Origin of the sequence: Streptococcus parasanguinis (assembly GCF_901875555.1) — a bacterium.
GTDB classification, from domain to species: Bacteria; Bacillota; Bacilli; order Lactobacillales; family Streptococcaceae; genus Streptococcus; species Streptococcus parasanguinis_H.
Genome location: NZ_CABFMD010000004.1, coordinates 1 through 24,989, shown reverse-complemented (window position 1 = coordinate 24,989; position 24,989 = coordinate 1). Strand labels below are relative to the sequence as shown.

The 24,989-nt window shown below is 35.2% G+C and carries 21 protein-coding genes; 7 read left to right on the top strand and 14 right to left on the bottom strand.

The features are described 5' to 3' along the window. Positions 1 to 27 precede the first annotated feature (27 nt). From JX304_RS01300 to JX304_RS01285, 4 genes are all read right to left on the bottom strand, one after another. Positions 28 to 717: a histidine phosphatase family protein gene (locus tag JX304_RS01300; protein WP_205010915.1), complete on the bottom strand. Its 690-nt coding sequence runs from the start codon at positions 715 to 717 to the stop codon at positions 28 to 30. An 84-nt stretch (positions 718 to 801) separates the two neighbouring features. Continuing rightward, entirely contained in the window at positions 802 to 2,139 is a 1,338-nt protein-coding gene (locus JX304_RS01295; protein WP_205010914.1) for a PFL family protein, read from the bottom strand. 18 nt (positions 2,140 to 2,157) lie between these two features. Further along, a complete protein-coding gene (locus tag JX304_RS01290; RefSeq protein ID WP_003004214.1) occupies positions 2,158 to 2,424 on the bottom strand; it encodes an ACT domain-containing protein in 267 nt (88 codons plus the stop codon). A 296-nt stretch (positions 2,425 to 2,720) separates the two neighbouring features. Beyond that, positions 2,721 to 3,824 (bottom strand): VanZ family protein, encoded by a 1,104-nt coding sequence (locus tag JX304_RS01285; protein ID WP_205010913.1) that lies wholly within the window; start codon positions 3,822 to 3,824, stop codon positions 2,721 to 2,723. A gap of 314 nt (positions 3,825 to 4,138) precedes the next feature. On the opposite strand from JX304_RS01285, the gene JX304_RS01280 reads away from it, so the two are divergent. From JX304_RS01280 to JX304_RS01265, 4 genes are all read left to right on the top strand, one after another. Then, complete coding sequence (locus JX304_RS01280; protein ID WP_070660735.1) at positions 4,139 to 4,342, top strand: CsbD family protein; 204 nt, start codon at positions 4,139 to 4,141, stop codon at positions 4,340 to 4,342. 293 nt (positions 4,343 to 4,635) lie between these two features. After that, on the top strand, positions 4,636 to 5,892 hold the full coding sequence (locus JX304_RS01275; protein ID WP_205010912.1) for a toll/interleukin-1 receptor domain-containing protein: 1,257 nt from the start codon (positions 4,636 to 4,638) through the stop codon (positions 5,890 to 5,892). A gap of 4 nt (positions 5,893 to 5,896) precedes the next feature. After that, positions 5,897 to 6,691 (top strand): protein phosphatase 2C domain-containing protein, encoded by a 795-nt coding sequence (locus tag JX304_RS01270; protein ID WP_205010911.1) that lies wholly within the window; start codon positions 5,897 to 5,899, stop codon positions 6,689 to 6,691. 10 nt (positions 6,692 to 6,701) lie between these two features. Continuing rightward, positions 6,702 to 7,352, top strand: coding sequence for a YdcF family protein (locus JX304_RS01265; RefSeq protein WP_205010910.1), 651 nt, complete (start codon positions 6,702 to 6,704; stop codon positions 7,350 to 7,352). Positions 7,353 to 7,408: 56 nt separating this feature from the next. Here the strand turns inward: JX304_RS01265 and JX304_RS01260 are convergent, their stop codons facing one another. The 8 genes from JX304_RS01260 to JX304_RS01225 form a co-directional block, all read right to left on the bottom strand. Continuing rightward, positions 7,409 to 9,271: a hypothetical protein gene (locus JX304_RS01260; RefSeq protein WP_239649393.1), complete on the bottom strand. Its 1,863-nt coding sequence runs from the start codon at positions 9,269 to 9,271 to the stop codon at positions 7,409 to 7,411. 352 nt (positions 9,272 to 9,623) lie between these two features. Continuing rightward, positions 9,624 to 10,880, bottom strand: coding sequence for an MFS transporter (locus JX304_RS01255; RefSeq protein WP_205010909.1), 1,257 nt, complete (start codon positions 10,878 to 10,880; stop codon positions 9,624 to 9,626). A gap of 45 nt (positions 10,881 to 10,925) precedes the next feature. Next, positions 10,926 to 11,696 (bottom strand): type II toxin-antitoxin system toxin PezT, encoded by a 771-nt coding sequence (gene pezT / locus JX304_RS01250; protein ID WP_205010908.1) that lies wholly within the window; start codon positions 11,694 to 11,696, stop codon positions 10,926 to 10,928. Then, positions 11,696 to 12,172 (bottom strand): type II toxin-antitoxin system antitoxin PezA, encoded by a 477-nt coding sequence (gene pezA, locus JX304_RS01245; protein WP_205010907.1) that lies wholly within the window; start codon positions 12,170 to 12,172, stop codon positions 11,696 to 11,698. Before pezA ends, pezT begins: the two co-directional genes overlap by 1 nt. A gap of 128 nt (positions 12,173 to 12,300) precedes the next feature. After that, positions 12,301 to 13,911, bottom strand: coding sequence for an ATP-binding cassette domain-containing protein (locus JX304_RS01240; protein ID WP_205010906.1), 1,611 nt, complete (start codon positions 13,909 to 13,911; stop codon positions 12,301 to 12,303). A 395-nt stretch (positions 13,912 to 14,306) separates the two neighbouring features. Next, positions 14,307 to 15,173, bottom strand: a complete 867-nt coding sequence (locus tag JX304_RS01235) for a helix-turn-helix domain-containing protein (RefSeq protein WP_205010905.1) — start codon at positions 15,171 to 15,173, stop codon at positions 14,307 to 14,309. Between the two features lie 424 nt (positions 15,174 to 15,597). Next, positions 15,598 to 17,202, bottom strand: a complete 1,605-nt coding sequence (locus JX304_RS01230; RefSeq protein ID WP_205010904.1) for an ATP-binding cassette domain-containing protein — start codon at positions 17,200 to 17,202, stop codon at positions 15,598 to 15,600. Further along, positions 17,195 to 18,262 (bottom strand): ArsR/SmtB family transcription factor, encoded by a 1,068-nt coding sequence (locus JX304_RS01225; protein ID WP_205010903.1) that lies wholly within the window; start codon positions 18,260 to 18,262, stop codon positions 17,195 to 17,197. The genes JX304_RS01230 and JX304_RS01225 overlap by 8 nt, the downstream gene beginning before the upstream one ends. Before the next feature lie 414 nt (positions 18,263 to 18,676). Here JX304_RS01225 and JX304_RS01220 point away from each other — a divergent pair, with 414 nt between their 5' ends. Then, on the top strand, positions 18,677 to 19,879 hold the full coding sequence (locus tag JX304_RS01220; protein ID WP_239649392.1) for a hypothetical protein: 1,203 nt from the start codon (positions 18,677 to 18,679) through the stop codon (positions 19,877 to 19,879). A 600-nt stretch (positions 19,880 to 20,479) separates the two neighbouring features. Here the strand turns inward: JX304_RS01220 and JX304_RS01215 are convergent. Further along, complete coding sequence (locus tag JX304_RS01215) at positions 20,480 to 21,427, bottom strand: AEC family transporter (protein WP_205010902.1); 948 nt, start codon at positions 21,425 to 21,427, stop codon at positions 20,480 to 20,482. Positions 21,428 to 21,509: 82 nt separating this feature from the next. Further along, positions 21,510 to 23,135, bottom strand: a complete 1,626-nt coding sequence (locus JX304_RS01210) for a malolactic enzyme (protein ID WP_205010901.1) — start codon at positions 23,133 to 23,135, stop codon at positions 21,510 to 21,512. A gap of 351 nt (positions 23,136 to 23,486) precedes the next feature. On the opposite strand from JX304_RS01210, the gene JX304_RS01205 reads away from it, so the two are divergent. Both JX304_RS01205 and JX304_RS01200 read left to right on the top strand, forming a co-directional pair. Beyond that, the gene (locus JX304_RS01205) at positions 23,487 to 23,837 is read left to right on the top strand and encodes a helix-turn-helix domain-containing protein (RefSeq protein WP_205010900.1); all 351 of its coding nucleotides are present in this window, start codon (positions 23,487 to 23,489) and stop codon (positions 23,835 to 23,837) included. A gap of 112 nt (positions 23,838 to 23,949) precedes the next feature. Further along, positions 23,950 to 24,828, top strand: coding sequence for a LysR family transcriptional regulator (locus tag JX304_RS01200; RefSeq protein ID WP_205010899.1), 879 nt, complete (start codon positions 23,950 to 23,952; stop codon positions 24,826 to 24,828). Positions 24,829 to 24,989: the final 161 nt, after the last annotated feature.

The window sequence follows — 24,989 nt, the reverse complement described above, 5'->3', positions numbered from 1 at the left end:
CATGAAAAATAGCCTTTTTCTGATCGTTTAGTCTTTCTGTATGGCTTCACCTATTTGTCGATAACTTGCATCTCCGATTGAGCGGACTGTAAATTGGCCATCTTCATATTCTAAGAGACTGACACTTCCGTTTGGTAGTGGCAGATTCAGATTGGCTTTTGCCTGCAACAAACAGATGAGGGTCTGAATCGTCCAGCTATGGCTTACCACTAGGGCATTTCCACCCCCTTGCTCTTCTACTGCTTTGGCAATTGCGGTAAAACCTTCTAAAATTCGGTGGCTGACTGCTTCCCAAGTTTCAGCCCAGCCAGCTGTATCGACTTGGTAGATGCCATTGACCAAATCTTCTAGAGAGAGGTCTTTATAATTGGTAATATGAAGCAAACGTGGAATAACTCCATGAAAGAGCTCGCCTCCATAAGCTCCGTCAAAACTTCCAAAACACCATTCACGGATCCGCTTGTCAAACCGATGGGGAATTTGATCTTTCAATCCCAACTCATCGAGAATAATTCCCATGGTCTGAATGGCGCGTCCAGAATCACTGGAATAAGCATGAGTGAAGTCCAAGCCGGACTCACGTAGCCCAATTCCCAAAGCTTGAATTCCTCGCTCTCCTTCTGGTGTTAATGGGGTATCGGACCATCCTTGGGCTCGCCCCATCGTGTTAAACATAGTTTTACCATGACGGATAACATATAAATTTGTCTTAGCCATTCTGCTCTCCTTTGTACAATGAAAAAAGTCTGGAGTTTCATCATCACAGACTTTTCTATTTTCTTCTATTATACTAGATTTCTCTTAGTTTTTAAAGCTATGAACCGGAGCTGGGATTTGACCACCACGGGCAATAAAATCAGCTGACGAAGCCTTGTTCACCTTCATTACAGGAGCATATCCAAGCAGGCCACCTAATTCCAACATATCCCCTTCCTTGCCATAAGGAATGATTCGAACCGCTGTTGTTTTTTGGTTGATCACCCCAATAGCTGCTTCATCTGCGATCATGGCTGCAATGGTCGTAGCTGGAGTATCAGCTGGGATGGCAATCATATCCAGACCAACGGAGCAGATGGCCGTCATGGCTTCCAATTTTTCCAGGTTGATATGACCCGATTGGACCGCCGCAATCATCCCTTCATCTTCTGAGACCGGAATGAAGGCACCTGACAGCCCACCGACTTGGTTACAAGCCATGATGCCGCCCTTTTTCACTTGGTCATTGAGCAGAGCGAGCGCTGCTGTAGTTCCATGGGTTCCGACTACTTCAAGCCCCATCGCTTCAAGGACACGGGCAACCGAATCCCCAACAGCTGGTGTTGGCGCGAGAGACAAGTCGACGATCCCAAACTCCACACCAAGGCGCTCACTAGCCATTTGACCGACTAATTGGCCAACACGGGTAATCTTGAAGGCTGTTTTCTTGATGGTTTCAGCCAAAACATCAAAGCTTGCACCAGGAACTTTTTCAATGGCCCGTTGGACAACACCAGGTCCTGAAACCCCAACGTTGATGACGACATCCGCTTCACCGACACCATGAAAGGCACCCGCCATAAATGGATTATCTTCTACTGCATTGGCAAAGACCACCAGTTTCCCTGGCCCCATTGGATCTGCTTGGGAAGCTTCTTTAATGATACGGCCCATATCTCGGACAGCTGTCATATTGATCCCTGTCTTGGTCGATCCGATATTGACTGAAGAGCAGACAAAATCGGTCTCTGCTAGAGCGCGAGGAATAGAATTGATAAGGATCTCATCCCCTTTTTGGTAGCCTTTTTGAACCAAGGCTGAGAAGCCACCGATAAAGTTAATTCCGATCTCTTTCGCCGCACGATCTAGCGCCTTGGCAAAAGGTACATAATCTGTCGCATCGGTCGCTGCTCCGATAATGGAAATCGGAGTGACCGAAACCCGCTTGTTGACAATCGGAATCCCCAGTTCTGCCGCAATTTCGTCCCCAACGGCCACAAGATCCTTAGCCTTTGTCACAATCTTTTGGTAGACTTTTTCTGCTGCCTTATCGATATCTGGATCAATACAATCTAGAAGCGAAATCCCCATGGTGATGGTCCGAACATCAAAGTTCTGTTCCTCAATCATGGCAATGGTTTCTGTTACCTGTTTAATGTCCATAAATTCTCAACCCCTATCTTACAAATTGTGCATGGCATCAAAAATCGCAGCACTTTGGATGTTAATTTTCACATGAAGAGACTGACCGAATTCTTCCAATTCTGAACGAAGCTGGGTGAAATCTTTTTTCTCATCTGATGAGACGACCGCCATCATGGTAAAGTATTCATCCAATACGGTTTGAGAAATATCGTCGATATTGAGTCCCAACTCTGCCACTTTCGTTGCGACACCGGCTACGATTCCTTTTTGGTCTTTTCCGACGACTGTAATAATTGCTTTCATTTCACTGCTCCATTCTATCTATTTGCTTCCATTGTAGCACATTCCCCTTAAAATCGCCCTTCTCAACTGGAAACGTTCGTATATTTTCCGCGTATTTAAAAAAGAGAGTGGGACAGAAATCGGTCATTCGTTAGAATTCGATTTCGTCGTCCCACCTCCGCACAGTTGAGTAGGGCTGTAAAAGCTGATGAAATCAGCGTAGTAGAGCCCACTCAACCACTGCGGCTTGCTCGACAATCCAAAGATAATTGAGAGGCTAGGACTTTTGTCCCAGCCTCCTATATCAACTATTCAGTTCAATCCTTTAGGATCTCTTCCTTTACACACACCGTACTCTCATACTCAGCTCCAGCTAAACGGTCAAATGCAAAACGACGATTGAGCAAGATGATGGCAAGGGTGAGAATGAGGTACAATAAGAGCATAAAGAAGAGCAATAAGATCATGGATAGGGTCAAGAGGGAATTATCCGTCAAATCGCTGTTCAAGAACGAAATCAAATAGAACAATCCCTGAGGAATCAGATAGAAATAGCCGACTACTAGGATCCCACGCCAGATGGTGCGAAGCCATTTTTGCTTTTCAAAATGCAGGCGGAATTTCAGCAAAGCCATTCCCAAGGTTTTGCCCCGCCACAAAGGAATCAGGCCAAAATAAACAGCCAAAACCGCTACATAAGGAATCGCCCCTAAACGCTCGATCAGCGCGTAAAGTAAGGATAGCATCACAAAGTCGATAAAGAAGGCAAGTCCAATCCGAAGACCAGAGACTCTCGTCCCCACTCGGAAAGAATGCTGGTCGATTTCATCTCGTGTTGGCAGTAACCAAACCAGGAACCAACCAAGCAGATAACCCACTCCACCACCAGTGGTATTTTGAATAATATCATCGACATCTGCTAGGCGGTAGGGACCCGGATATAGAAAATAGAGCCCTGACAACTGGGTCAACTCCAAAAAGAGACTAAAGAGGGCCGTCAGGAATATCGTCTTCTTAAAGCCACACTTGAAATAATAGCGCAGATACATCCCAAAAGGAATCAACATCAAAACATTAAAAGCCGGTACGTAAAAAGTCGGATGCTTAAGAGCCTGAAGCCAAGTGCTTGTCTGTGTTAATTCAAAAGGACTCTCCTTGAAAAAATCCACCACAAAGGCAAACGGATAAAGATTAATCATTTTCGAGTAGCTGGTATGGATCTTACTTGGATCCGGCAGGGGCAAGACCACCAACAGATAGACCGTCATCAAGTAAAGCATAAAAGAATAGAAAATCAGCACCCGCAATTTATTGACCGAGCCATATTTTCGGTAATTCAAAATCATGTAGGGTACGGTCAGCAAAAAGGCCAGGAAAGGAAAGAGCTGAACAGCTGTTTTAATTGTAGAAATATAGCCCATTGTGTCTCCTTTTTACACTCATAAAATCACCCTTTGCGCAATGACAAAAGGTGATTTTTCATTGATATAGAGTATTATACGACGCAGTGAGGGAAGAGTCAAGGATAGAAGAAAACAGGACAACGACTTATTCATTCCTCTTTTTCACGAAATCGTAAGGACTTACTCTAACTTTTAGAATACCGTAACGATTATTTGACTTTCCATTTCATAAAGCATATACTTATATTAATCTGAGCTAAATAGTTTTAATTTTTAAAATGAACTGTCTTAAATTCAGATTGAAAAACTATTTACTTAACGGAGGTGACGCTATGTCATTAGAAGAAAAATTGAACCAAGTAAAAGGCTCTGTTAAAGAAGGCTTCGGTAAATTAACCGGCGATAAAAAAACAGAAGCTGAAGGCACTGCTGAAAAAGTTGCTTCAAAAGCAAAAGAAGTTGCTGAAGATGCAAAAGAAGCTGTTGAAGGAGCTATCAAGGGCGTGAAGAATATCTTTCACAAAGACGATAACTAAGCCTTAACATCCTAGATCCACCCTATTTTCTACAGTCATGTTTGACTGTGGAAGATAGGGTGGTTTTTCTAAACTCAAATCCAAGACTCAGCTATTTTGTAAAATGGAAATTTCCATGCTTTCATGAACAGCTTTTGGTAAAATAGTATCTAAGCAAAAGACATAGTCCACTAACAAAAACATATCATCTAATTGATCGTCTAAATCGTTAACAAGGAGATAAATAAAATTCTTTTCTCACTTTTCTTGATATAATGGTATGTAGCTAAAGGTTTCAAAAGAGGTTTTCATTTATGACAGATGTTTTTATTAGTTACAGACGAGAAGATGGTTTAATGCATGCTCGTTTTCTTTCAGAAAAACTAACCAATTCGGGGTGTCGTGTTTTCTTTGATCAGAAAGACATCCATCCAGGAAATGATTTTGATTTGACCATCAAAAAACACCTAGAAGAATGTAATGATGTGATTTTGATCGTTACCAAATCCTATTTTGGAATGAAAGATTCAAATCATCAATTGAGGATCCAACAAGATTCTGACTGGGTTCGAAAAGAAATCGCCTTAGCTCTATCACATCATAAGAATATCATTCCTCTATTATTTAACGATACTCAATATCCTAAAGCCTCTGAGATCCCAACTGATATCCAGGCCGTTTTAAAAAAACACTATATCAGAACTTTCAATGACGAAAAACCAGATCGTTTATTAAATAGCATCAAAGATTCACTCTCTCCAAGCACCCAAACTCAGATGAAATTTGGAGAATATGTCCAGATTTTTAACACCATTGCCCAAAACAAAAAAGATCATTTTACAGACGAAATCAAAAACATCTGCAAGAAGTTAACTGAAGAGAAAATCAACAAACAGTTAATCCCATTATTAGATTCTGACCAAGCAAATGACATTCAATTTCTAGCCTACTATACTATCTTCACCTTCTATCGCAGACGAGAAGAAAAGTCTAAATTGTATCATTTCATCGAGCAATATAGCTCAAGCTTCCAAGATCATCCTTTCAACAACATCGTATTATCTCAATACTATAAGTTTAAATATGATGAAACGATTGATGAATTTGAAAACCTAGATAAGGCTATTTGTTTTGCGAATGAAGCTCGGCAACAGATCCAACAGAATTATGGAGTCTATATTACTTATTCGGAACTGGTAGCATTGGGATTAGAAAACAATTCTTCAAGATACAAGGCACATCTTCAAGAAGCGATCGACTCCATTCATAAAGCAAATGAACTAAAAAAAGATTATCCTAAAAATTACTATATTTACGGTAAACTTCTAGCTTATTCTGGTGATTATCCAGCCGGTCTTCACTTTATAAAAAAAGCAATCGATTTGGAAGATCGTGAAAGAAAGGATTCCTTTATTCGGATTCTCCAGTATAGTATTTCAAAAGAATCGATCATTTGTAAGATGGAAAACCAACAGTTAGAAAAACGTTTTAAAAAATTTATTCTTCTCAACAATATAATTCTTCTATCCTTGATCATTGTTTTATATTGTTGGCTTGTTTATTTCAGGTAAAATTATGAAAATAGTAGACCAAATCCTTGATTTCCCAAATCATTCATGGGGAGAAGATAGAATCTTTAGCGCTAACAACATAGCTGGAGTGATTGACGGCTCTAGCCCTATCCAAGTCATCCCCATTTCACCTTATCATTCTCAAGCAGAGTGGCTTTCAGATCATCTTGCCAAAGAAATTCCTTTAAACAGCGATGTTAGCCTACCTGAAATCTGTAAAAAGATTACAGATCAGTTAAACGCTTCTCACTCAAGTGTTTTAAAGAAATTCGATGAAGCAACTTTACCGTGTGCTGTCCTAGCGGGAATTCAAACGGAGGATGAACATCTCCATGGATATGTAATTGGGGATTGTACTCTAGTCATTCAACTTCATACAGGTGACATAAAAATTTTAACCGATGATCGAATTAGACATTTTTCAAATTTAACAAAAGCCATTAAAAATGAAGCTTTACGTTCTGGTCAAGATAGCACGGAAGCTGTCAAAAAACAGATGACGCAAAACCGTAAAGTGATGAATACAGCTGATGGTTTCTGGACAGTGGCACTAAAAGGACCATTTCAAACACAGTTTCTTGAGTGTCACTATAAAACAAAAGAAATCAAAAAATGTTTACTGTTCTCAGATGGTTTCGAACGTATTTTCAGCAACTCCTTGTACTCTATCTCCGATATTCTAGAGGGCAAGGTCACTCTCTCCTGTGCACTTCATTCTCTTAGAAATTGGGAGAACAAGGCCACGAATTTAGATGTTAAACAGCATGATGATGTCAGTGCTATCCTAGTCGAATTTTAGAAAATGATCTATGCAAGAAAGAATATTACAAAAGGCTAAGGTCTTATATGATTTTCATAATCAAACAAGAGTCACAAAAAGGACCGACTTCTTACTTGTCATGGGGTCCCATGATTTACGTGTTGCCAATCATGCAGCTACTCTTTTCCATCAAGGAAAAGCTCCCTTTTTGATTTGTAGCGGCGGTTATGGAAAAATCACAAAGACTATCTGGGACACTACCGAAGCAGAAACCTACGCTCAAATCTGTATCCATGAAGGGGTCCCACAAGATAAAATTTTCATTGAAAATAGAGCTACTAATTCCGGAGAAAATTTTACATTTTCTAAGAAGCTATTGGAGTCTTGCAATATCCCTGTTTCAACCGGAACCATCGTCTGTAAAAACTACCTCAGCCGCCGAGCCCTAGCAACTGCTCAAATACAATGGCCAGAAGTAGAATGGTTTGTAGAACCACCTCATCTTTCATTTGACGAATACATTAAAAATGAAACAAACAAAGAAAGAATGATTCACTTAATGGTGGGGGATCTCCAAAGATTGATCATTTATCCAGAGCTTGGTTTTCAACTTCCTGTTACCATTCCAGAGGAAGTTATGAATGCATATGACAATTTAGTCAGCCAAGGCTATAGCCAATTTCTCATTGACGAAAAATAAAAACCAAAAAACAGACGATAATACATCGCCTGTTTTTTGATGATTCCACGAGCAAATCAGCTATCCTTATGATTTTCTTTAAGGATGATGACATAAGGTGTAAAATCGTATTCTAATATCTTTACATCTTGTTCCTTTTTCAAATGCTCCCAATTTGTAATGCAATCATGAGTTTGTTTTGCATTGTCTTTTATTGGATCCCATTTATAACCCCTGGAGATCATGAATAGACTCCAGCGACGGTGTTCGATTTTTTCCAATTCTTCTTTAACTGCACTTTGAGTGACATCAGAAAATTCTTCTTTTGCTAAGATATAATTCCTTTTTGTTGATTGATGCATCGATTGTCTGATAGAGGACTCTCTATGAAATAAATCTAACTTTTCCCATTCAATCTCTATATTCTCGCGATTTTTTAGAGAAGAATCTAGATGTTTTCCTGTATTGTGCATACAGGTATAGTTATAATTGAAAAGCTTGGCTTGGTTTATAATATCTTCATTTCGAATCGCTTTATAGGAGTATACATCTTCATCCGGATCTATGAATAACATACCTGGCTCCAAATCTGGAGATTGTCCGCAAACAATCATTTGACCTGTAAATTCCTGAGAATTCTCTCCAGTATTCATTTTTCGTATACTTTCCAACAACCCCATCTTATAATGATTGCTTCCTGTACAAACCACAAAATAGGTAAAACTATTTTCTGCATGACAGTCGGAAATGATTCGTTTGAATTGCAATGATTCTGCATCGATATTCCAAAATCTGATCTCCATCTTCCCATCAACTTCAAACATGCGTGAAGATTCAGATCCCACATTTTTGTTTGGTAGAGTCAGGCTATATTGTCCAATTTTTTCACCCTCAATAATTTCAATCTCCTTATAGGACAATCCATTCACAATATCTTGGTGAAAATTATTAAGAAAAATACCTATTTTGTCCTTCATATCTTTATCGAAAATATCAAATAGAATCGTAGAGTCTGCCGATAAAACCGATAAAGACATGGCTTCAATCAATGTACGCTGCCCAAAATCACCAAACCCTACAATACCAATGTGAACATCGTCTGTTGCCTGATTTTCACCATTTGACTGTTGAAAAATAGGATATTTTTCAAACATATTCTCAACAGCTTTCTTTTGAACATTTAGGAGCTGGACATTCCTAAACTCCATATTGCTTTCACTATCTTTTTTAAACATTAATTTTTCGAAAACCGGATCATTGCAAGTGAAATAAATGGATGGACAGGACAGGTTATCTTCAAAATGAGTCTCATGTTCGTATATTTTATTGATCATTTTTAGATAAACATAATTCTCATACACATACTGATCGCAGAGCAAAATATGATTAAATTTATCCAAGTGAACTTTTTTGAGTAGGGTATCATATGTCACATCTGGATATTTTTGAATAATCGAAACGCCCATTTCGATCAACTTATTCTTCATATCTCTTTGTAGAACTTCTTCCTCAATTAAGGTTACTTTACAGTCTTTTGATAAGAATTGAACAAATTTATCCCTATCTTCCCCTTTCCCTATAATCAAAAATGATGTCAATTTCTTCCTGTTAACCAGACCAACTAAGTATGAAAATGGGGTTCTGACAAAAATAATCAACGCTCCAATGGTACAAAAAGGTGCTGTGATGACAGCAATACAATAAATGTATGTCACAATCGTGAAAAAGATATTTTTATGACTATGTAAAAATTTTATCGCATCTATTTGACTGATATCTGGATCAATTTTATAGGCCTTTATAGCATTTTGAATATTTAAAGACAATCTCAAAAAAGTATTATCAACCGCAGCATAATAAATAATCCCTTCGACTACACAAACGATAAAAACTACTACTGTTACAAACCATAAATAATCTCTGTACTTTTTCCTTAACATCAACTACTCCATTAAAAAAATATGCTTTCATTGCAGTTTGACAAATGATAAATAAGATTCAACTCTAAGATTAAGATCACTTTTCATAAAAAAATTTATATCGTCAATCCAACAAAAAGTTTCTATTAAAATTATATCATTTTTTGAAAGATAACTAGACTTGGATTCGCCCCTGCATAAAGGAAGAGAGTGTTAGACAAAAAGAACACCCAGAACGGTGCTCTTTGTCATGTTTGTTATTCTATTGAATGGATATAGGAGTCTAACATTTCGAAGTCCATTTTTGATTACATGGTAACTTACTAGATCAGCTATCGAACAGATAGGTGGAGTTGGGCCAATTAAAATTTTCTTATGCTGTTATCTCTACTTTTTTAAATGTATATAGAAATGCTAGCAAAACTAACACCATATACACTACTGCTATGTAATTAGAAGGTAGATAGATGACTAAGGTCGAAAACAATAATCTCGAGACAACATCCCCCATTTGGAAGTAGGTTACCATTCCTCCAAATATGGTCGCCAATTTCGTTTCATCTATATGATTAAATATGATCGCTCCCATTTTAGGGTTTAATGCACTAACGAATACACTCGAAAGAAAGGATGCAAATAGCATGAAATAAATATTTTGGTAGTAAAATGCAACAAATGAAAGCAAAACAGTCATTAAATTCATTTTTAGCAAAGCTCCTATGGAGAGGCTTTTAAATCTTTTACTAATCAAAATGAAAGCACCTCCTAAAATCCCTCCAGCAACCGTACTAATGCCTAAAAGTGAGATGGTGGTTGCTGTATTCATAATGGTCAGAGCAAAACCTTTAGAAAGATTGACGACAACTAATGGTGTGAGAATAGCTAAGCTTCCATTAAGAATCGGTATCACAAGTAGGGCAGCCTTCATATGACTAATACTAAATAGATGCTTGATGGAGAGTTTTAAGTGTGACATGATCTCGGAAAACAAAGCTCTGAACTGAAATGTAGAGCCCGTGCTAGACGAGGTTTGATCATCATAATCATCATCAATCTGATGTTTGATCACTAGCATAATGAACAAACTAATCGCAAAGGTCAGAGAATTGATTAGAGCTAAGTGAATGAAACTCAGAATCGTGATCAAAAACGCTCCCAATGATTGATTGACAATATTCATGGTTGACGTTACCGTCTGCCTAAAGGCCATCGCCTCTTCTCTCTCTGATTTTTCCACAATCCGATTCGAAATTGGGTAGAAAAGACCATTTTCAAATTGTCCCAGTGTATCTGAGACAAGATTAACCATACTAGCCAGTATGACTACCATAATAGATGCCTTAAAATTCATCACCATAGCCACTACTAAATACAAACCTACCCGTATCCACAATGTTTTAATAATGGTCTCAACTTTATTCATCGTTCTATCTGCAATGATTCCAAAAAATACTGTAAATAAGATCGGGACCGTCTCTGATAGATTGATGATTGAAACAGCCAAATTACTGTCTTTCAGCTCCGTCACATAGGTCATGAGAGCTATAAAATATAAGGTATCTCCCAAATTTGATATCAGATCTGAAAGCAGAACTTTCAAATATAGCTGATTCTTTAAAATTTTTCTCATAGGTCTCCCTTACTGTGTACCTTCACCTCATAAAAAGATTCTCTCTTACTTTTTAGTATCCGTGTTAAACTCCCTCAAGCGTTCTTGTCCCAACTTCAACATCTCTTTCTCCACCTTACTCCATTTTCCAAAGAGGCATTCTTGTAGAACTTCTGCTGCTGAGGTTTCATCTACTTGCGAATCATAAACACACGATTGATCTCTTTGATAAATTTGAATTTGTCTAAAAAGTTTAGCCTTTTCCAACTCTCGTAAGTTACCAACCAAATGTTCTACAATTTCATCATGGTGCTCTTTGGGAGTCGCTCTAGCTTGACGAGGATCTATAGCATAGAGCTCTTCATAACGTATCAAGGTACTGAGATAGGACAATTCTGGCTTAGTCGCAATCAGTGCAAGTGAAACTTGGTAACCTCTAGTTGCTAATAATTGTGCCGTTTTTCGAGGAACTTCTGTTGTTCTCAAGGTGCCCTCGATTAACAAATGATAACCTTGTTTACTCAATTCATCTACGAGATATTCAACCATTTTTCCCGCAAACACTTTGGTATAATCCACACTATCTTTGCCATACTTTTCCTGTAGGCCAAGGTAGTTCGGATGAAAAGAGCGATAACTATCTCCATCAATGATAATGATATTACCTTGAAATTCCCTTTGTTTCACACGATGAATCGTTGTTTTCCCAGCACCACTCTGTCCACCTAGCAAGATAGCCTTGGGCTGAGACGAAGTTGTTTTACCACGAGTTAAAGAACGAACGAGTCGTCTGGATGCTCGTTCAAAATCATCTTGACTAAATTCTTCTAGTTTCATTAAGCCACCACCAGATGACTAGCTTGTTCTAGCATCCGTTCAATGCCATCCAAATAGCCATTATATCGCTCTACTTCATCAAAAGTCCCCACAAGATAAATCTTCGTGTTCAGCAAATCAGACAAATCATCGCTCATTAGAACCCAAGGATTAGAAGTATCATCAAATGCAATTCCTTGTTCATCTTGAAAACGATAAAGTTGCGCTAAGATATTCGACCCTCGTTCTTTAATTATTTCAATTTTTAGAGTGAGCTGGTAATCTTCTACTGGTGAGAGCATCTTTTCCTCCCCTACGATATCGATATAGGAAACATTAAATTTCTGACAAATACGATCTATTAATTCTGTCGAAACTGAACTTGTTCCATTTTCATAACGACTCAGGCTATTTCGAGAGATACCAACAATCTTTGCGAACTCAGGCTGGGTTAGGTCATGTGTTTTACGTAACGCTTTAATATTTTCTCCGATCATGAGAGCCCTCCTTTTATTTATTTCTATTATAGCATTAATAATTTAAAAACGCACCATTATTGGTGCGTTTTTAAATCTGGTAGATGAATCGTTCTTCAATCTAACCTACTGATCTCAGTATGTTAAAACTAATCCAAATATATAATTTTATCAAAAAGAGATCTAATATTTTCATCTAGATGATGGCTTACAAAAATAACAGTTTTTTCTGTCATTGAGAATAGATGTTTCTCAATTTGATACCGCCTTTCTTTATCAATCGCATCAGTTGCCTCATCAATAATTAAAATTGGTTTTTCTTCAAGATAAGCTCTAGCTAGACTAATTCGTTGCTTCTGTCCACTAGAAATGTCTTGGCTAATTTCCGATAAAGTAGTTTCCAATCCATGACTCAATCCATTAATCCAGTCTCTTAAATAAAATAATTCCAATGCTTTTTCGATTTTTGAATCTTCTATTTCTCGGCCTAATGTCAAATTAAATAAAATGGATTCGTTAAAAATATGATCTTCCAAACTAACATAAGAAATATTTTCATGAAGATCCTTGAAATTCATATTTTTTGAATCGATATTGTCATAGAAGATGTGGCCTTTCGAAATTGGGATTTCACCATTAATAGCCTTTAATATAGTTGATTTTCCTGAACCAGATGACCCTGATATTGCATACTTCTTATTTTTTTCAATTTTAACATTTAAATTATCTAAGACAATCTTACCGTCACGTTCAATAGTTACCGATTGAAATTCTACTTTATCTATAAATTTCTTCCAAGTTTGTTTATTAACATTACTTTCATTAATACTTTGGTCACCTTCAAATTCAAATTTTTCAAATATTTTGTTTACAGTTTTAAACTCAGCGTAATTTGCCGTTAAGCCTGTTAAGCCAGCGAAGATAATTGATGAAAAATATTGAGAAGAAGATACAGCACCAATCGGAATTAATCGGTTAAAATATAAGACCCCTGCGTGGGTCAACATGGCAATTTGACTCACAAAACTAGTCCCATTTTGAACAGACATAAGCCCACCAAAGGTTTTTGAATATGAAACTCTGGACTTCGAATATTTTTTTGAATAAGATAAAATTTTTACCATTAAAAAATGAAGTTGATTAGCATTGGATAACATTCGAAATCCACTTAAAGAATCATCAATTGCTTTAACTAATTCTTCATTCTTCTCAGTAAAGTAAACAGCTTTATTCTCCATTTTCTTTGTAAATATTTTAGGAAGATTTACCATTAGAATGAAGAATATCAAAATTGTAAACAATAATGAATAATGGAAACTAAAAAAGGCAATAATTGCAAAAATGATATTTAATGCTTGACTAATCATTAATTCAAGTGTTTCAAAGCCAAGATCTCGAATAGTATTGAGATCATTTGTCAGCCATGAGGTATAGGCGCTAACACTTTTTGCGCCAAAACGTATCACACCTTTACTTTCAATACTTTTTACAATATCTTTACGTATTTCGGTACACATTTCTTGTATGGCTTTTTCACTTGCTTTTGAGTTTTGATATATTTGCAATACCCATATTAAATTTACAGCTAAAATCGCTCCACTTAAATACAAAAATCCCTGTAAATCAAAATTTACAATTGTAGAAATTGCTTTTGCACTCAATATACCATTTAAGTAAACACATAATGAATTAATAAAAATCCAAAACAACCATATAGAATTACTTCGTTTGCATCTAATTAAATAAGTTTTTAATGTCATATTCCAGCCTCATTTAAAAATTCCAAATATTTTTTCACAAATTATTATCTTATGTTTAAGTGCAACATAAGATAATAAAGTTCCTATTTTGTCACTTAATACTCCTCAAACACTATATTCATTAAGTACTTTGTTATTGAAATAATTTCTTTCCTGTAATCTACAATACCCTTTGAATATCTTTTGTTGAATACTTATCATCGCACGAATAGAGCAAGTCAGCTAACCCGTGACAAAAACAAATCCTTCTTGATCCCCTCCTTTTGTATTATTGCATTTAATTTTAGCACCTCATACATAACAAGTCAATACATAATATAGTTATTTTGTATCTATTTCTAATTAGATGCTTTTTTGTATTTTAAAACGATGTTATTTAAAAACATCGTTACATATTATTCCGTCAATTTTAAAATATACTGCTCTACTTTTAGCATCATAGGAATATTCTCATCAAGTTTGTACAAAAAACGGGCAACTTCATAATTTTCTAATGTGTTATCTTTTGATGAAATACTTTTGCTTATATTTCCCATTAATACATATAAATCTGCTAATAGATAGGTAGTTCTATAATCTTTACATTGCTTAATTGTAGTAGAAATTCTAGAAATTGCTTGTTCAGTATCTTTTTGGAGCCATAAATACCGGCATACGTTATAGTTAAATTTGATTGACAATTCTAGTTCTTCTATCGTATTTAAACTCAATTGGTTAACTCTTTCCTCTATTCGATCTCTAATTTTATTAAATCGTTCTATACTCCCAACTTCATAATAAAAATTAAATAATGTATTAGAGAATTGAAGATAGTTCAAATCAGATGTACTTAGTTGCTCAAGTACTCCCTCTAATTTTTGAACTGCCTCGTCTTTCTTTCCATAAAAATAAAAATCAACAAGTGTTTTTATCCACTCCATATAAAATTTATCAGATAAAGATAAACGATGAGTCTTAATATTTTCTAATTCAAGTATATATTTTAAAGACTCATAATTCCGATTCATAATAAAAATACGTGCTATTTTTTTAAATTCTGTTAGCTCGTCTATTTTCTGTTCAACATGTTCTTCAAAAAAATAATCCATACTGACTTTTAGTTTGCGTGATAAAGCATACAAGAAGTCTGCCCCTGGAGTATATTCTCCACTCTCTAACCGACTAATTTGACCTTGTTTGCAAATCCCTTCAGCCAATTCTTTTTGTGACATTTTTAATTCTTTTCGTCTATTTTTTAATCTTGTTGCTAATAATGTACCCACGTTTGGATATTCCTTTTCTAATTGATTTTGACTTCAATTTTAATTGTAATATGTTTAAATTAAAAATTCAAATATATGTCCAGAAAGATACAATTTTTATATAAATGGTAGCAAATATTTTTTGATATACCTCGTCTTCTTTTGAAAATAATCTACTCAAATAATTTCTAGATTGTCAAATTAAGTTAAACTTTTCATGTAACTCAGAAAAACATATAAGGGATTTGAGAGTTCAAGCAATTCCTAAAAGTCTTTGAAATTAAAAACGCATAATATCAGGTATTCAAAAAACTGATATTATGCATTATATTTTAGTCTAAATTAGGGAGATTATTTCCAGATAAAGTTTTTGACAAACCTCTTATCTGTTTAAGGTACATCTCCCCCATATCTTTGTTGACTACAACTATCATTGTAAAACATATTACTTAAAGCAACGACTATCTAAAACTTCATCAAATAGTTCAAGGACTTTAGATTCTGTATTATGGCTGATATAGATAACACCAATATCCTGTAACCCTAATATTGTCTCTTCAATGGCCAATCTATTTTCTTTATCGAGCTGTGAAGTTGTTTCATCAATGATAATAAAATCAACATCCTTAACAATCGCCCGAGCCAAAGCAATTTTCTGTTTTTCTCCACCTGATATAGCTAAACCATTCGACACAAGTTTTCTATCTAAACCAGATAAACTTTCACCAACAAAAGAACTCAATTGAGTTTTTTCAACCACTTCAGCCAGCTCCTGATCTGAAATTAATTTACCTAATGTAATATTCTCTCTAATTGAACCATTTATTAAATAAATAGCTTGATCAATATAGGCTATACGCTTGTAGTAACTTTTTAGATTAATTGCATTAAGATCACAACCGTTGATAAAGATACTCCCTGATTTGGCCTGTTTCAATCCTAATAATAACTGTAAAAGAGTTGATTTCCCGCTTCCAGACTCCCCAACAATGGCATATTTTCTCCCTTTAATAAAGGTCTGAGAAAAATCGTTAAAAATCACATGATTATCATACTGAAAAGAAATATCAGCTAAGGAAATATTATTTACTCTCGAGTCAACTTCAATAGTTTCATTAACTGTTTTGGTCTGAAATTTTTGTAATAAAACATCTGATGACTTAAATATTGTAATGGAAGAAGTCAAACCCTGAATACCGTTAAATAAGTTACCAGATAATGACGCTATACTAAATACACTACCAATCGTCGTTAATCCTATACTAGAAATATAGAGAGTAAAAATGATTAAGCCTATTTGTGAAAAAAGCGAAACCAACAATACTACACTTCCAACCTTTGCTTGCGTCATAGAAAATCTAAATTGATGTTCTTCTTTTGTTGTTGAAGCATTGTTCATCCTTGAAATAAAACTTACTAACGCATCTCCAAGGAAAAACAGGCTCAGTCCCTCCATATTGTCTCTCACTGCCTCTGTATACTCTTCATTTGCTCTCGTATACTTTTCTTGTGCTATTACAACATATTTTTGTGATAAATTGGGAATAACGAGTGATATTAAAAGAAATGCTACTGATACCAATGCAATTGACCAATGTAATATGAAAATTGAAATAAAAGCACTAATTACAAGAGCTAACATATAAATAAAAGTTAAAATATTTTCAAAAGCCTGAGCTTCTATCTGTTTTGCATCGTTAATAAACCAAGAAATAGCTTTTCCTGTATCTCGTTCCGCGATTAAATCAGATGAATTTTCCACGACATTATCAGTGATTTGTGTTTTCAACAAAATATTTGAACTTTTTAAATATCTTGCTTTAAAGTAATCCGAAAGAAATGAGAGAAGTACTGTTACTAAGATAATAAACCCAAGAATACATATCGCACGAAAGAATCTATTTTGACCGAGTTTATAACTATCAAACAAAAATGTTAATGAATAAGACATGATCGTGATAGATATCGCAAATAATATTTTAAAAATAATGGCAATAAGAGTATCTTTCCAATTTTTCTTTATGATGTTATATAGTAGGATATTACTCATATTTTTCACCTCCCAATTGAAGCAAGAAACTTCCTATCTGATTGATTTCTGATTGGTTCACTCTATAATAGATTCTTTTCCCTTTCATTTCTGATTGAATCAAATTTTCTTTTAATAAATGAGATAAGTGGTGACTAATAGTTCCTGTTGAGATAGACAATTCTTCTGAAATTTCGCGTCCATACATAGATTTTTTTGATAACATTAAAATTATATTAAAACGAGTCGGATCAGAAATAAGAGATAATTTTTGGATCATATCCTCTTTTTTTTCCTCAACTGATTTTGGTTGTCCCTCTAATAAGGAGGGTACCAGACCAAAATAACAAAATCCTTTTGTTAATTCCCCCTCCATGAATAAACTAAGTCCAAAAAGTTGAGAGAATTGAATAAACAACGTATATTCAACGTCAACAATAGTATGGTTTTTACTCAGAGAATCTATTGTAGACTCCAATTCTTCACTTATGAGTTTCTCAGTGCCTATCTCACTATAAACTTCATCAAGTCTACTAAGTATCAAATACTCCTGATTCTTAATTACTTGTTCCATTGATAAAATGAATTGATATAACTGATCAAACGTATGATTTATATTATGCAGTAGTTTATAAATTAGATACCTTTGTTGTTCATTAAATAGTTTTAAATTATCAATTTCATGAAGGTGAAACTCTGGAGAAAGTTCGTATCCTAAAGATTGCATATTCTTAATAAACTCTGATTTTATAACAGAAAGCAACTCAGAAGTAGAATAGTTTTTAATAGTTTTTTGCAATCTAGAATATGTCAAGAAATAAAGAATTTCAGGAGTTTTCTCATTTCTATAATTTTTAAAGAAGATTTCTATTTCAGAAAATTCGTTTAAAACGCTCCTACCTTCACGCCTAATATTGTTATAGAAAGAAATCAGATCTTGATGTTCAAGATCGATCTGTTCTTTTGACAGTTCATATTTTTGATAATTTATCGGTAAATCTGAATCTGTTTTTTCTTCCCAATTACAAATTCTCGTAGCTAATAGCAATGCCTCATTAAAATAATTAATTTCTTTTTTCATACAACATCTCATTTCGTGAACTATAAAATAAATGGGAAAATTTTCTTATCATCTGCATCCTTGTTGATAACCTCAATAATAGTCAATACCCCTTCTTTATTTGTCTATATTTTACCAATATGTTTTATATATGTCAATCATTATGTTTTATAATAATGAAACATAATTTCAAATTTCCTTATATTCCAACATTTATAGTAATTGTTTCTACTAAAAAATATTCAAAATTCAAGTAGGGCTTACTAACTTACTAGTGAAAGATTTTGTTTACTACCCAAATTTAATCTTTTAACACAATTGCTCTTTTTCAAATTATTTCATCGCCAAATATCTTTTGATATATTCTATTTTATTTTTATAAGAAACCCTTTATAACGTGTTATAATTAAACAAATAAGTGTCAAAGGTGAAATTATGAACGATGTTGCAAATACGAATAAAGGTGAATATGAATTAATTGAAAATAATCTATTAGCCTTCAATCTATTTAAATCTGAAGAAGATAAAAAAACGACTGATATATTTGCAATAAGCAGTCCTTTTGAATATGCCTTACCTCAGTTAATTGACAATAATACATCGCTAAATTTAGCAAATATCATTGATATCAATGGGGAACCACTATTTAATTTTGTTGATAGACATCTTAATCCCAAGCCTAAAGTATATGATAAAAAGAATGATAATTTTTACGAATTAGATTTTGCTAGTCTTTCAGAAAAAACAAAAAAGAAGCTAGAAAATGGTACCTTTAAAGTAGGAAATTCCAAAAAAATTAATGGTAATTATAGAGCTGTCATTGTTGATACGACAAAAAATAATGTCCGTGTTGAAGATGTTACATTAAAAAAAGTAGAGAAAAAAAGCAACAACACTGACGATTCCTCCAGAGTTGATTTATCAACCCAAGTTCAACTAAAACAGATTTATGATCTACTTTTAGATATGAAAGCTAGTCAAGAATTTCAAATTAACTGGGATAGAAATAATAGCATCTTACCTCCATTCTTCTCTGCTAGAACTAAAGTTTTACAGGCACTAAACACTGTCTCCTTAGAGGAAAAAATTCATCTTTTAAATGAAGCAAATACTTATATGGAAGATTCTGTCAGTGCAATCAAAGCTGATTTGATCTCCAATAAAGAGGAAATAATTAAGAGAACTAAACAAGTAGATTATTTATATGACTCATTAAAAAGACATGCTGACTTTATACTAAACGATACAGAAATAATGACAAAAATAGTTGGTATGCAACTTTACATTGATTTAAGCTTAAATAATAAAGCAATGGCTCTCGAACGCCTTACTTCTTATAACGGAGTAATGGAATTACTCACCCAACCAGATATAACAACCAATAGAGGTTTACTAATTAACTTATTACAAAAGATTCCTCGTATAAATAGAGCTAAGTGGTTAAAAAATTCAGATAAAATTAGCCTATTAGAACTTATCAACAGTCATTATAAATACGGAAAGAATGATATTGATTTATTTATAAATCTACAAGAAAAGCTTCATGAAGCAAATGATACAAATAATACTTTTTTAACAAATTTAGAAAATAAAAAATTGGAGATTGGGGATAAAAGTGATGTCCGAGAATCAAATTAGTCAAAAACGTAAATGTAAGTTCTGTCGTAAAACAATAACTGATAAAAGGTTATTTCCTGTTTGTGATAGATGTAAAAGTAATGGAAAAAAAGGAACCGGAGTGCTTTTAGGAACTACTTTAGCCTTCGCCATTAATATAATAAAAAAACGCCTCTAACAGAGTAGTATTTACTCTGTTCAGATTGAAGACAAAGTTCATTTTGGACTATTTTCTTCAATCTTTTTCTTTTACCATAATATATCTTTAAAATGGAAAATTTATGTTATTGCAATTGTTAATACCAAAGATAAAGTCAATCAGACTGTAGGTGATATTGCATTTCGTAGTTTAAAAAATTGATGGTGTGAAAAGTGGTGTGAATTTTGCTAAAAATCATCAAAAAAACACTCCATAGTGTGAACCATGAAGTGTTTCGAAACGTTGATATAATCGTATTGATTAACGTTTTGAGAATTGTGATGCTTTACGAGCTTTTTTAGGACATCTCAAAACTGATTAATAGCAATCGTCAGAAGAGTTTCTTCCGATTTTGATTTCAAGATGGTTCTAAAATAGGGGAATTTCTTAACGCAGAACTTTCAATCCTATCTTCTTCCTTCTTATCCTAATAAAGTTTGCAATATTGGAATAACAACGATAAATAGAAGCGTACTTAGAGTCACCACATTCGTCGAGAATTCCACATCACCTTTTCCTTGATTGGCAAGAATAGGAAGAACCGCTAGAGCAGGTGTTGCTGATTGGATCATAAAGGTCCTAAATTCTGGTGCTACCATATTTGGAGAGAAGAATTTCAAAACTAGGAGCATGATGACCGGTGCAAGGATAAAACGACCAACCAGTGTGATAATGGTATCCTTATCAAAGCGAATCGTCTTAAGTCCTGCCTTCGCTAGAACGATACCAATATAGACAAGTGATAATGGCGTTGTTAAACTACCAATATAGGTCAAGGTACTTTCCGCAAAACTTGGAACAGGAAGACGGAGCACTAAAAATACGAGGGCTACGAGAAATCCCAATAAAGGAGCTGGGAAGAGTTTCTTCCAATTGAATTTTTGAGCTTGCTTGGAAGTCCCTTCTTTGCTATCCGATGTCATGAGATAGACACCTAATGTCCAAGTAGATACCGTATTTGTAATATAATACACCAAAAAGTAAGGAAGGGCTTGATTTCCAAACAGAGCTATGTTTAAAGGCAAACCAATAAAAATGGTATTGGCATTCACAAAGGTATTAATCATAGTTCCGCGACGGCCTGGGCGCACTCTAAATAGTTTCACCGCTATAAAAGCCATTAGGTAACCGAGAATGAAGGCGATAAATGTATAGAATAAACCGCCAGACAAGCTAATCAATTTGTCTAACGTTAAATATTTAAGAACAGAGGTAAAAATTGCCACTGGCATGGCTACATTCATAATGAGTTTAGATAAATCATTTCCGAAACTCTCTTGGAACCAACCGCGGACTTGCAAGAAATAACCAAGAATGATGATGACGATAATGGGTACAATACTCTGAATTGACGTTATAAAGATTTCCATAGTCTCCCTTTCTACATGCATAACGTATAGTTGAAGGCGTACGAAGCATTCAGTCATCCTCGTACACCCCATTTCCATTTACTTATTTATACTCTGGATACCACTTCAAATCACGAACTGCTTTAGCCATGTCTGTTTCCTTAGCACGTGCAAGACCTTGTTCTTGCGCTTTTTTAGCAACTGCTTCTGCTACTTTAATAGAAACATCTGCCACATACTTGAATGGTGGCAAGACAGGAGCTCCTGGTTGGCCTGGATTGACAATACCACTCAATGAATGAGCTGCTGCCCCAATCATTTCATCTGTTAGAAGGCTAGCTTCAGAAGCCAACATTCCTAGACCAAGGCCTGGGTAAATCAAGGCATTATTAGCTTGACCAATGACATAGTCTACACCTTTATAAGACACCGTGCCAGCAGGAATTCCTGTTGCGACAAAGGCCTTGCCATCTGACCATTCAATCAAATCTTTGGCACTTGCTTCAGCTAGCTTGGTTGGATTTGATAATGGGAAGATCATCGGACGTTCTGTATTTTCGCACATAGCTTCTACAATTTCTTTTGTGAAGGTATTTGGCTGAGTTGAAGTTCCGACAAGAATAGTTGGCTTCACGGTTCTGACTACTTCAAGCAGGTCAGTCAACTTATCTGCATTGGCAAAGTCAGCACGTTTCTTAGCAAACGGTTTTTGTTCAGGAGTTAGGTCATCCATGTCATCAAAGAGAAGACCTTGTTTATCGACCATAAAGAAGCGTTTATAGGCTTCTTCTTCAGAAAGGCCTTCACTGACCATTTCACGAAGCACACGAGAGGCAATCCCTGCACCAGCAGTCCCACCACCATAGCAAAGATAAACTTGATCGGTTAATTTTTCACCTGTAATATCTAGCGAACCAAAGATACCACCTAGAGTCACAATCCCAGTGCCTTGGATATCATCGTTAAAGGTTGGGATTTGTTTCCGATATTTTTCAAGAATATTGGCAGCATTTAAGCGACCGAAATCTTCCCAGTGAAGGTAGAGTTTAGGAAAGAGACGTTCTGCTGTTTGAACGAATTGGTCAATAAAGTCGTAGTAACGATCTCCGCGGACACGTTCGTGGCGATTTCCTAGGTAATTAGGATTGTTACGAAGTTCTTCACGGTTAGTCCCTGCGTCAATGACTAATGGAAGCACCATCGAAGGGTCGATTCCAGCAGCACCCGTGTAGACCATCAATTTCCCGACAGAAATATCGACACCATTTGTTCCCCAGTCACCGATTCCAAGAATTCCTTCTGCATCTGTTACAACAATGAGACGAATCTCGCGTTCCCCAGCAGCATTTTTCAAAGTGGCTTCAATATTTTCAGGATGATTGATATCAAGATATCCCGCATATTGTGGATCTACAAAGAGGTCACTATAACCTTCAATCGTATCTGCAATGGTTGGGTCATAGACAATTGGATTGAATTCTTCCAAATGCTGAGCAAAGAGGTAATAGAAAAGAGTCCGGTTTGTATTAAAGATTTCCATTAAGAACAACCGTTTTTCCAAATCATTAACCTTTGTTTGCATTTGTGCATAGGTTTGTGCTGCTTGCTCTTCAATCGTTTGAACATAAGGTGGCAGTAAACCAATTAGGCCTAGTTCCTTTCGCTCCTCCAAGGTAAAAGCAGTTCCTTTATTAAGGAAAGGATTGTTTAAAATATCATGTGCAGTCATAGTGCAACCTCCTTTTTACGAATATTATACCATTAAAATGAATCGTTTGCAGAACTTTGTTGCTTATAAAATACAATTGTAGATGTATATGTTATAATGAGTCTACGAGAAAATTTATAATCAGCCTTTTGATACTTAAAACACTGTCATTGATGGCACTTTAAGTTCTTTTATAAATTCCTGAACTCATCAAATCCTCGACAATTACTCTTTACTAAAAGTTTCGAGTAAAAGAAACTAATGATACAAATTAGCAATCCTAATTAAAATAAGTATCCTTTAGGTTCGCTATATAATACTTTGTATTTTTTAAGGTGTTTTTTTGTCATACAAAACTTGTATTCTATTTATATGACAACTAAAAACTATTTACAACAATATATTTCCCAAAAAGTGAAATATTTTCGAACACAAAACAAAATGAGCCAGGAAGAACTTTCGGAACAGGCTGGACTTGGTCTTAAGTATATCAATCAACTAGAAAACCAAAATGTGAATCTGACCATTCACAGTCTAGAAAAAGTGATTGATGCTTTACAGATGACCCCAGAGGAGTTTTTCAATTTTAGTAGCCTTGAATCCACCTCTGATAAGACTGAAAATCTTTCACTAAAGAGATTGAACATGAAGATTAAACAAGTTCCTGTTGATAAACGCGAAAAGATGTTACGCATTTTCGAAAGTATCTTAGATAACCTCTGATATCCCTGACTCACCCACATTATATCTGGAAAAAAAACGTATAGTCAAATGAAGTGATACGGATAAATATTATTTATCTGGTTATTCCCCTAGATGTTGAAAGTGAGCCCTTATGAACTTAAAAGACCTACAGTATTTTTATGATCTCTGCCAAGTCCAATCCTATACAGACGTAGCAAAGCAACACGAAGTCAGCCAGCCTTCTATTTCATACGCCATCAAGCGCTTAGAGGAGTCTTTTAATTGTAAGTTGATTCACCACGATCCCTCACACCGTTCCTTCAAACTGACTTATCAAGGAGAAATCCTTCTGGAACACACAAAATTGATCTTACCTGAGATCAGTTCTGCTCACAAAGAAATAGATCGATCCTTGGCCCATTACTCTACTGTAGGATTTCCTCCTATAATCATGCAGTATCTCTTCGCTGCCCTAAACCAAGAAAAGGAATTAGATTTTTTAAAAAAAGTACGCCCCATACGGCGTGGTTCCTTAGAGTTATTGGACCTCCTTCTCAAAGGAGAATTAGATGCCAGCTTACTCGGTTTGATTGAACCATTCAATCACCCTTTATTGGAGATGCGAGAACTATTTCAGAAAGAAATTTATGTCGTACTATCGAAAGATCACCCTCTTTCTACTGCCATGTCCCTTTCTTTTGAAGAGTTACTTGATCAGCCCTTCATCCTTTTAGATGAACATTTTATTCACCTAAAAGCATTTGATATTCTTAATCAGAAGTATCAGAACAAGGCCGAGATTTTCTTTAAGACTGACGACATTGTCATTATTAAAGAACTTTTAAAGAAAGGGATTGGCCTTAGTTTACTGGCTGATATCGCACTTTCTGATGAAGATGATGATTTAATAAAAATCCCTCTAATACCAGAGGACCAGATAACATTTACAGTTTATTACGCTTATCTCAAATCAGCTACACTGTCATCAGAAGTAGAAGCCTTATTTAATCTCATTAAATCATATGAATAGCAAAAAAACTCTAACTATCAACTATCTGATAGCTAGAGTTTTTTACATTGTAGATATTAAACTAACAAAAAGAGAAATAAGGAATTTGTACTGACCCCAAAAAGTTAGACAATTAATTTATCCAAAGGATTTAGTTCTGTATTGCACAGGACTGAGTCCTT

Bases quoted from the DNA above. Each gene is read 5' to 3' on its own strand.
- JX304_RS01300 (WP_205010915.1), bottom strand. From the start codon at position 717: ATGGCTAAGACAAATTTATATGTTATCCGTCATGGTAAAACTATGTTT.
- JX304_RS01295 (WP_205010914.1), bottom strand. From the start codon at position 2,139: ATGGACATTAAACAGGTAACAGAAACCATTGCCATGATTGAGGAACAG.
- JX304_RS01290 (WP_003004214.1), bottom strand. From the start codon at position 2,424: ATGAAAGCAATTATTACAGTCGTCGGAAAAGACCAAAAAGGAATCGTA.
- JX304_RS01285 (WP_205010913.1), bottom strand. From the start codon at position 3,824: ATGGGCTATATTTCTACAATTAAAACAGCTGTTCAGCTCTTTCCTTTC.
- JX304_RS01280 (WP_070660735.1), top strand. From the start codon at position 4,139: ATGTCATTAGAAGAAAAATTGAACCAAGTAAAAGGCTCTGTTAAAGAA.
- JX304_RS01275 (WP_205010912.1), top strand. From the start codon at position 4,636: ATGACAGATGTTTTTATTAGTTACAGACGAGAAGATGGTTTAATGCAT.
- JX304_RS01270 (WP_205010911.1), top strand. From the start codon at position 5,897: ATGAAAATAGTAGACCAAATCCTTGATTTCCCAAATCATTCATGGGGA.
- JX304_RS01265 (WP_205010910.1), top strand. From the start codon at position 6,702: ATGCAAGAAAGAATATTACAAAAGGCTAAGGTCTTATATGATTTTCAT.
- JX304_RS01260 (WP_239649393.1), bottom strand. From the start codon at position 9,271: ATGTTAAGGAAAAAGTACAGAGATTATTTATGGTTTGTAACAGTAGTA.
- JX304_RS01255 (WP_205010909.1), bottom strand. From the start codon at position 10,880: ATGAGAAAAATTTTAAAGAATCAGCTATATTTGAAAGTTCTGCTTTCA.
- pezT (WP_205010908.1), bottom strand. From the start codon at position 11,696: ATGAAACTAGAAGAATTTAGTCAAGATGATTTTGAACGAGCATCCAGA.
- pezA (WP_205010907.1), bottom strand. From the start codon at position 12,172: ATGATCGGAGAAAATATTAAAGCGTTACGTAAAACACATGACCTAACC.
- JX304_RS01240 (WP_205010906.1), bottom strand. From the start codon at position 13,911: ATGACATTAAAAACTTATTTAATTAGATGCAAACGAAGTAATTCTATA.
- JX304_RS01230 (WP_205010904.1), bottom strand. From the start codon at position 17,202: ATGAGTAATATCCTACTATATAACATCATAAAGAAAAATTGGAAAGAT.
- JX304_RS01225 (WP_205010903.1), bottom strand. From the start codon at position 18,262: ATGAAAAAAGAAATTAATTATTTTAATGAGGCATTGCTATTAGCTACG.
- JX304_RS01220 (WP_239649392.1), top strand. From the start codon at position 18,677: ATGAACGATGTTGCAAATACGAATAAAGGTGAATATGAATTAATTGAA.
- JX304_RS01215 (WP_205010902.1), bottom strand. From the start codon at position 21,427: ATGGAAATCTTTATAACGTCAATTCAGAGTATTGTACCCATTATCGTC.
- JX304_RS01210 (WP_205010901.1), bottom strand. From the start codon at position 23,135: ATGACTGCACATGATATTTTAAACAATCCTTTCCTTAATAAAGGAACT.
- JX304_RS01205 (WP_205010900.1), top strand. From the start codon at position 23,487: ATGACAACTAAAAACTATTTACAACAATATATTTCCCAAAAAGTGAAA.
- JX304_RS01200 (WP_205010899.1), top strand. From the start codon at position 23,950: ATGAACTTAAAAGACCTACAGTATTTTTATGATCTCTGCCAAGTCCAA.